This window comes from Enterobacter sp. EC_64 (assembly GCF_019584165.1).
GTDB classification, from domain to species: Bacteria; Pseudomonadota; Gammaproteobacteria; order Enterobacterales; family Enterobacteriaceae; genus Enterobacter; species Enterobacter roggenkampii.
Window position 1 is genome coordinate 296,683 of sequence record NZ_VDAS01000002.1, and the last position, 7,321, is coordinate 304,003.

A 7,321-nucleotide genomic window follows, 5' to 3' on the forward strand; every position below is an offset into this window, starting at 1 on the left:
AACCCCGCCTGAGCGGGGTTTTTTGTTTAGCCTTTGATGGCTTTCACCAGGTAATCAAGAATCTCGCCTGTCTTGATCATCTGTTTTTCGCCGCTGCGACGGTATTTGTATTCAATCTCGTCGCTGTCGAGGTTACGGTCGCCGATCACGACGGTGTGTGGGATACCGATCAGTTCCATATCGGCAAACATCACGCCCGGACGCTCTTTACGGTCATCCATCAGCACTTCGATACCCTGCGCACGCAGCTCGGCATACAGCTTCTCGGCCAGTTCCTGCACGCGGTAAGACTTGTGCATGTTCATTGGCAGAATAGCAACCTGGAACGGTGCGATGTTGTCTGGCCAGACGATGCCGCGCTCGTCATAGTTCTGCTCAATGGCGGCAGCTACCACGCGCGTCACCCCGATACCGTAGCAACCCATGGTCAGGATCTGGTTACGGCCATCTTCACCCTGAACAGCGGCGTTCAGCGCGCGCGAGTATTTATCACCCAGTTGGAAGATGTGACCGACTTCAATGCCGCGCTTGATCATCAGGGTACCCTGACCGTCCGGGCTTGGATCGCCTGCGACCACGTTACGGATGTCAGCCACTTCCGGCGTCGCCACGTCGCGATCCCAGTTGATGCCGAAGTAGTGTTTACCGTCGATGTTCGCACCGGCGGAGAAGTCGCTCATCGCGGCTACCGTGCGGTCAATAACAACAGGAACCGGCATATTCACCGGACCGAGAGAACCTGGGCCAGCATTGACCACGGCGCGGATTTCCGCTTCCGTGGCGAACGTCAGCGGGCTGGCGACCTGCGGCAGCTTCTCAGCTTTCACTTCGTTCAGCTCGTGATCGCCACGCACCAGAAGGGCAACCAGCGGGTAAGCGCTCCCTTCGGTGGCTTTCACCAGCAGCGTCTTCACGGTTTTTTCGATCGGCAGGTTGAACTGCTCAACCAGCTCGGCAATGGTTTTCGCGTTTGGCGTATCAACCAGCGTCATCTCTTGCGTTGCCGCAGCACGTGGTTCTTTTGGTGCCAGCGCTTCTGCGAATTCGATGTTCGCCGCGTAATCGGAAGAGTCAGAGAAGATCACATCGTCTTCACCGCTCTGCGCCAGTACCTGGAATTCATGAGATGCGCTACCGCCGATGGAGCCGGTATCGGCCTGCACAGCACGGAAATCCAGCCCCATGCGGGAGAAGATTTTGCTGTACGCCGCGTACATTGCGTCGTAGGTCTCTTGCAGGGATTCCTGAGAGGTATGGAAAGAGTAGGCGTCTTTCATCAGGAATTCGCGAGAGCGCATGACGCCGAAACGCGGGCGAACTTCGTCACGGAACTTGGTCTGGATCTGGAAGAAGTTCAGCGGCAGCTGTTTGTAAGAGCTCAGCTCATTACGAATCAGGTCGGTGATGACTTCTTCATGCGTTGGGCCGAGAACGAACGGACGCTCGCCACGATCGACGAAGCGCAGCAGTTCAGGACCATACTGTTCCCAACGACCGCTCTCCTGCCACAGGTCAGCGGGCTGAACCACGGGCATGGACACCTCGATAGCACCGGCGTTGTTCATCTCTTCACGCACGATGTTTTCGACTTTTTTCAGGACGCGCACGCCGGTCGGCAGCCAGGTGTATAACCCGGAGGCCAGCTTGCGGATCATCCCGGCGCGCAGCATCAGCTGATGGCTGATCACTTCGGCGTCGGCAGGCGTCTCCTTCAGAGTGGAGAGCAGATATTGGCTAGTACGCATGTTGTTACGGTTCCATTTCGACGATTGGAACAGGCTGAAACACCAGCCTGACACAAAAAAAGTGGTTTAGTTTACCAGTGTGGCAAAGATGCCAAAAGAGAGGAGAACAAAATTACCTGGGTTCAAGGGCAAACACTTCAAAACCTGCCCCGGTGACGCGCCAGCGAACGTTAAAATCCAGCAGCCAGACGGCGTACGTTTTACCTGCTTCCTCTTCTTTACGGTAGGCCGGACGCGGGTCCTGTGCCAGAACTTCGGTGATGAAATCCCGTAAGCGAGGATAGCGTTTCTCCAGTTGGCCGAACTGAGCGGTTATCTCAGGCGTAAAATATACAGGCATGTCCGCCTGTGGGGCGTCCTGAGCATAACTTGCACGCGCGTCCGGAAGGGCTTCGGCGAAGGGCAAATAGGGTTTGATGTCGATCACCGGCGTGCCGTCGACAAGGTCCAAGCTACCTAACTCCAGTATCACCCGATCTTTCTGGCAGCGTATGCCTTTCAGTTCAACCAGTGACATGCCAACCGGGTTTGGACGGAAGGTCGAGCGCGTCGCAAACACCCCCATTCTCGCATTGCCGCCAAGACGAGGAGGACGCACGGTAGGACGCCAGCCGCCTTCCATCGTCTGGTGAAACACGAACACCACCCACAGGTGGCTGAATGCCTCAAGCCCGCGTACCGCATCGGCCTGATTGTAAGGCGCAATCAGGTGAAGCTCACCGCGTCCGCTGGTGACAAGACCGGGCTGGCGGGGGACGGCGAACTTCTCTTTGTAAGGAGAGTGGATAACGCCTATCTGCTCGAACTGAAATGCACTCATTTCGCCGTGATGTTCAGCGCAGAACCGATGCACACCGCCTGACGGTAGCAGCCCGGCGTGCCGCTGGTGACTTCACAGCTGTGCAGAAGGACCGCGTTGGCTTTCATTTTTGCGGCATTAATCTGCATGCGTTTACGCGCTGTCGGGATATTCGGTGGTGAGTCCTGATTGGTCGCCTGACAGGATTCGCCGCTCACTTCGCCCAGTTCACGGAACGGTTTACCGACGAGTTCATCCGCTTTCGTGATAATGCGAACCGGCGCAGGGCGAACCACTTTCGGTTTCGCAGGCTCGGTCTTTGGCGGGGTTGCCGTGCTTTGAACAGGTTCAACGGGAGATCTGCTTAGCATAGAACAGCCGCTCAGCATGAGTGCTAAAAGACAGATCGGTAAAGCACGCATAATATTTCCTCAATGGATAATCAAAACGTCAGATATTGAATCAGTTGACTGCACAAATGACAAGACGGGCATAAGCCCGTCCTGATGATATTACACTGAGGTGAGATTACCAGCCTTTAACAGCGCCGCCGTTAAACACTTTGTTGGCTTCCTGGTAAACTTCGTCAGACTGATAGGCCTGTACGAATTTCTTCACGTTTTCCGCGTCTTTGTTGTCTTCGCGAGTCACGATCAGGTTTACGTATGGAGAGTCTTTATCTTCAACGAAGATACCGTCTTTAGCTGGGGTCAGGCCAATCTGGCTGGCGTACGTGGTGTTGATAACGGCCAGGGCAATCTGCGCATCGTCCAGAGAACGTGGCAGCTGCGGTGCTTCCAGCTCAACAATTTTCAGATTTTTCGGGTTCTCGGTGACATCCAGAACGGTTGGCAGCAGGCCAACACCGTCTTTCAGTTTGATCAGGCCCACTTTCTGCAGCAGCAGCAGGGAACGACCAAGGTTAGTTGGGTCGTTAGGGACGGCAACCTGAGAGCCCGGCTGCAGCTCGTCCAGGGATTTAATTTTCTTAGAGTAACCGGCAATTGGATAAACGAAGGTATTACCCACGCCCACCAGTTTATAGCCGCGATCTTTGATCTGCTGGTCCAGGTATGGTTTATGCTGGAAGGCGTTCGCGTCGATATCACCTTTGCTCAGCGCTTCGTTCGGCAGAACGTAATCGTTGAAGGTCACCAGCTCCACGTCCAGGCCATATTTCTCTTTCGCCACTTTCTGAGCAACTTCTGCAACCTGCTGTTCTGCACCTACGATAACGCCCACTTTAATGTGGTTCGGATCTTTTTCATCCTGACCGCAACCCACCAGTGCCAGAGAGCCGATCAGCGCGCCTACTGCTGCGAAGGTCTTTAATTTAAACGCCATGTTTTATCCTTAACTCGTAGAGTTTATGTTGTGTGTAACGTTATTTGTGCGTAACAGCCCGGACGATGCGATCGCCAGAGAACTGGATTAAGTAAACCAGAACAACCAGCAATACCAGAACGGTATTCATCACGGTCGCGTTATATCCAATATAGCCGTACTGGTAACCAATCTGGCCTAAACCGCCCGCGCCTACGGCACCGCCCATCGCGGAATAACCGACCAGGGTGATAAGCGTAATGGTTGCCGCATTCACCAGCCCTGGCAGTGCCTCAGGCAGCAGAACCTTGCGGACGATCTGCATCGGCGTGGCGCCCATCGCGCGGGACGCTTCGATCAAACCGGTTGGGATCTCCAGCAGGGCGTTTTCCACCATGCGGGCGATAAACGGCGCAGCGCCAACGGTCAGCGGAACGATCGCCGCCTGCAGACCGATAGACGTTCCGACGATCACGCGGGTAAATGGAATCATCCACACCAGCAGAATAATGAACGGGATAGAACGGAAGATGTTCACCAGCGCAGAGAGCGTACGGTACAGCTTCGCGTTCTCAATGATTTGACCCGGACGCGTCACGTACAGCAACACGCCGACCGGCAGGCCAATCACAAAACCAAAGAAGCCAGAGACAAAGGTCATTGCCAGCGTTTCCCAAACGCCGCGAACCAGCAGCCACATCATCGGCTCAGACATAACCCAGTACCTCTACTTTTACGTGATGTTCTTGCAGCCAGGCAATGGCTGCCTGGGTTTCTTCTTGTGTGCCGTGCATTTCTGTCAGCATGATGCCGAACTTGACGCCACCGGCGTAATCCATCTGCGCGCTGATGATGTTGTTATTCACGTTAAAGCGACGTGCGGTTTCGGAAAGCAGGGGAGCATCAACGGACTGGCCGGTGAACTCCATGCGCAGCATCGGGACGCTGTCTGCTGTTGCTTCTGTTTTCAGACGTTCCAGATAGTCTTCCGGAATATCCAGATGCAGCGTGGACTGGATGAACTGCTGCGCCAGCGGGGTTTTCGGATGCGAGAACACTTCGCTTACCGTGTCCTGCTCGATCAGTTCACCGTTACTGATGACCGCCACGCAGTCGCAGATGCGTTTCACCACGTCCATCTCGTGCGTAATAAGGAGGATCGTCAGGCCCAGGCGACGGTTAATGTCTTTCAGCAGTTCCAGAATCGAACGCGTGGTTGCCGGATCCAGTGCGCTGGTGGCTTCATCACACAGCAGCACCTTAGGATTGCTTGCCAGCGCGCGGGCAATGGCCACACGCTGTTTTTGCCCACCGGACAGATTTGCCGGGTAGCTATCCTGTTTGTCTCCCAGACCTACGAGGTCGAGCAGCTCGGTGACGCGACGCTTCACTTCTTCTTTCGGCGTGTTATCCAGCTCAAGCGGTAAGGCAACGTTGCCGAACACGGTGCGGGAGGCCAGCAGGTTAAAGTGTTGGAAGATCATGCCAATCTGACGGCGCGCTTTGGTGAGTTCTTTCTCTGAAAGGGCGGTAAGTTCCTGGCCGCCAACTTCTACGCTGCCCTGGGTTGGGCGCTCAAGCAGGTTAACACAACGGATCAGCGTACTTTTACCTGCACCCGATGCGCCAATGACGCCATAAATTTGACCAGCAGGAACATGCAGGCTGACGTTGTTCAGTGCCTGAATGGTTCGGTTCCCCTGCTGGAACACTTTGGTGATATTGGAAAGTTTAATCATTAGATTATTTTTATCGTATGTAAGTTAGCCGTGGCATTTTCTTCTACCAGATACGGGTGATGACCGTAAACAAAACGGATGTTAAGGCATCCAGACGTCTAAATCAATCCAACTCTGTACGATGAGCACTTTATTGCGCTGCGATTCATGAGATACTAGCTGAACATGCCTTTTTCAGGAGCAAACCGGTGGCAAAATCAGTACCCGCAATTTTTCTCGATCGTGACGGCACTATTAATGTGGATCACGGTTATGTCCATGAGATTGATGAGTTCGAGTTTATCGAGGGCGTAATAGATGCCATGCGCCAGTTGAAAGATATGGGCTATGCGCTGGTGGTGGTGACGAACCAGTCTGGTATTGCACGTGGTAAATTCACCGAAGCGCAGTTCGAGACGCTGACCGAATGGATGGACTGGTCACTTGCCGACCGCGGTGTGGATCTGGATGGCATCTACTATTGTCCGCATCATCCGCAGGGAACCGTAGAAGCGTATCGTCAGACCTGTGATTGCCGTAAGCCGCATCCGGGGATGTTTATCTCTGCGCAGGAGTTCCTGCACATTGATATGGCGGCTTCTTATATGGTGGGCGATAAACTGGAAGATATGCAGGCAGCCGCAGCCGCGGGTGTAGGGACTAAAATATTAGTGCGTACCGGCAAGCCAGTGACGCCAGAAGCTGAGAATGCGGCGGATTGGGTTATTAATAGTCTGGCCGATCTGCCAAAAGAGATTAAAAAGCACCAAAAATAGCCTTTTTGGTGAAAAGGTGAGCGGTTGAAATAAAAATGCATTTTTCCGCTTGTCATTCCTCGGCGGCTCCCTATAATGCGCCTCCATCGACACGGCGGATGTGAATCACTTCACAGGCAACGCAGTCGGTTGAAGAGAAAAAATCCTGAAATAACGGGTTGACTCTGAAAGAGGAAAGCGTAATATACGCCACCTCGCAGCGGTGTGCGAAAGCCGCGTTGCACTGCTCTTTAACAATTTATCAGACAATCTGTGTGGGCACTCAAAGTGACATGGATTCTTAACGTCTTCGGACAATAAATGAATACCAAGTCTCTGAGTGAACATACGTAATTCATTACGAAGTTTAATTCACGAGCATCAAACTTAAATTGAAGAGTTTGATCATGGCTCAGATTGAACGCTGGCGGCAGGCCTAACACATGCAAGTCGAGCGGCAGCGGAAAGTAGCTTGCTACTTTGCCGGCGAGCGGCGGACGGGTGAGTAATGTCTGGGAAACTGCCTGATGGAGGGGGATAACTACTGGAAACGGTAGCTAATACCGCATAACGTCGCAAGACCAAAGAGGGGGACCTTCGGGCCTCTTGCCATCAGATGTGCCCAGATGGGATTAGCTAGTAGGTGGGGTAACGGCTCACCTAGGCGACGATCCCTAGCTGGTCTGAGAGGATGACCAGCCACACTGGAACTGAGACACGGTCCAGACTCCTACGGGAGGCAGCAGTGGGGAATATTGCACAATGGGCGCAAGCCTGATGCAGCCATGCCGCGTGTATGAAGAAGGCCTTCGGGTTGTAAAGTACTTTCAGCGGGGAGGAAGGCGTTGAGGTTAATAACCTCAGCGATTGACGTTACCCGCAGAAGAAGCACCGGCTAACTCCGTGCCAGCAGCCGCGGTAATACGGAGGGTGCAAGCGTTAATCGGAATTACTGGGCGTAAAGCGCACGCAGGCGGTCTG

General features: G+C 53.8%; 7 protein-coding genes and 1 rRNA gene. 2 read left to right on the top strand and 6 right to left on the bottom strand.

What is annotated here, in order from left to right; genetic code table 11:
* Positions 1-26 precede the first annotated feature (26 nt).
* The 6 genes from proS to metN form a co-directional block, all read right to left on the bottom strand.
* Entirely contained in the window at positions 27-1,745 is a 1,719-nt protein-coding gene (gene proS / locus FHC52_RS02920; RefSeq protein ID WP_021240478.1) for a proline--tRNA ligase, read from the bottom strand.
* A gap of 112 nt (positions 1,746-1,857) precedes the next feature.
* Positions 1,858-2,565, bottom strand: a complete 708-nt coding sequence (gene tsaA, locus FHC52_RS02925; RefSeq protein WP_032675982.1) for a tRNA (N6-threonylcarbamoyladenosine(37)-N6)-methyltransferase TrmO — start codon at positions 2,563-2,565, stop codon at positions 1,858-1,860.
* A complete protein-coding gene (gene rcsF / locus FHC52_RS02930) occupies positions 2,562-2,966 on the bottom strand; it encodes an Rcs stress response system protein RcsF (RefSeq protein WP_008501883.1) in 405 nt (134 codons plus the stop codon). Before rcsF ends, tsaA begins: the two co-directional genes overlap by 4 nt.
* A gap of 106 nt (positions 2,967-3,072) precedes the next feature.
* Complete coding sequence (gene metQ / locus FHC52_RS02935) at positions 3,073-3,888, bottom strand: methionine ABC transporter substrate-binding lipoprotein MetQ (protein WP_014168729.1); 816 nt, start codon at positions 3,886-3,888, stop codon at positions 3,073-3,075.
* Positions 3,889-3,928: 40 nt separating this feature from the next.
* Complete coding sequence (locus FHC52_RS02940) at positions 3,929-4,582, bottom strand: methionine ABC transporter permease MetI (protein WP_003856130.1); 654 nt, start codon at positions 4,580-4,582, stop codon at positions 3,929-3,931.
* Positions 4,575-5,606, bottom strand: coding sequence for a methionine ABC transporter ATP-binding protein MetN (metN, locus tag FHC52_RS02945; protein WP_008501880.1), 1,032 nt, complete (start codon positions 5,604-5,606; stop codon positions 4,575-4,577). Before metN ends, FHC52_RS02940 begins: the two co-directional genes overlap by 8 nt.
* Before the next feature lie 188 nt (positions 5,607-5,794).
* Between metN and gmhB the strand changes: the two genes are divergently transcribed.
* Together gmhB and FHC52_RS02955 are read left to right on the top strand one after the other, a co-directional pair.
* Positions 5,795-6,361, top strand: coding sequence for a D-glycero-beta-D-manno-heptose 1,7-bisphosphate 7-phosphatase (gmhB, locus tag FHC52_RS02950; protein ID WP_032654754.1), 567 nt, complete (start codon positions 5,795-5,797; stop codon positions 6,359-6,361).
* 368 nt (positions 6,362-6,729) lie between these two features.
* A 16S ribosomal RNA gene (locus FHC52_RS02955) occupies positions 6,730-7,321 on the top strand; the annotation flags it as partial.

What these genes read in the sequence shown, in the direction of transcription:
- proS (WP_021240478.1), bottom strand. Translation starts at nt 1,745, where the DNA reads ATGCGTACTAGCCAATATCTGCTCTCCACTCTGAAGGAGACGCCTGCC.
- tsaA (WP_032675982.1), bottom strand. Translation starts at nt 2,565, where the DNA reads ATGAGTGCATTTCAGTTCGAGCAGATAGGCGTTATCCACTCTCCTTAC.
- rcsF (WP_008501883.1), bottom strand. Translation starts at nt 2,966, where the DNA reads ATGCGTGCTTTACCGATCTGTCTTTTAGCACTCATGCTGAGCGGCTGT.
- metQ (WP_014168729.1), bottom strand. Translation starts at nt 3,888, where the DNA reads ATGGCGTTTAAATTAAAGACCTTCGCAGCAGTAGGCGCGCTGATCGGC.
- FHC52_RS02940 (WP_003856130.1), bottom strand. Translation starts at nt 4,582, where the DNA reads ATGTCTGAGCCGATGATGTGGCTGCTGGTTCGCGGCGTTTGGGAAACG.
- metN (WP_008501880.1), bottom strand. Translation starts at nt 5,606, where the DNA reads ATGATTAAACTTTCCAATATCACCAAAGTGTTCCAGCAGGGGAACCGA.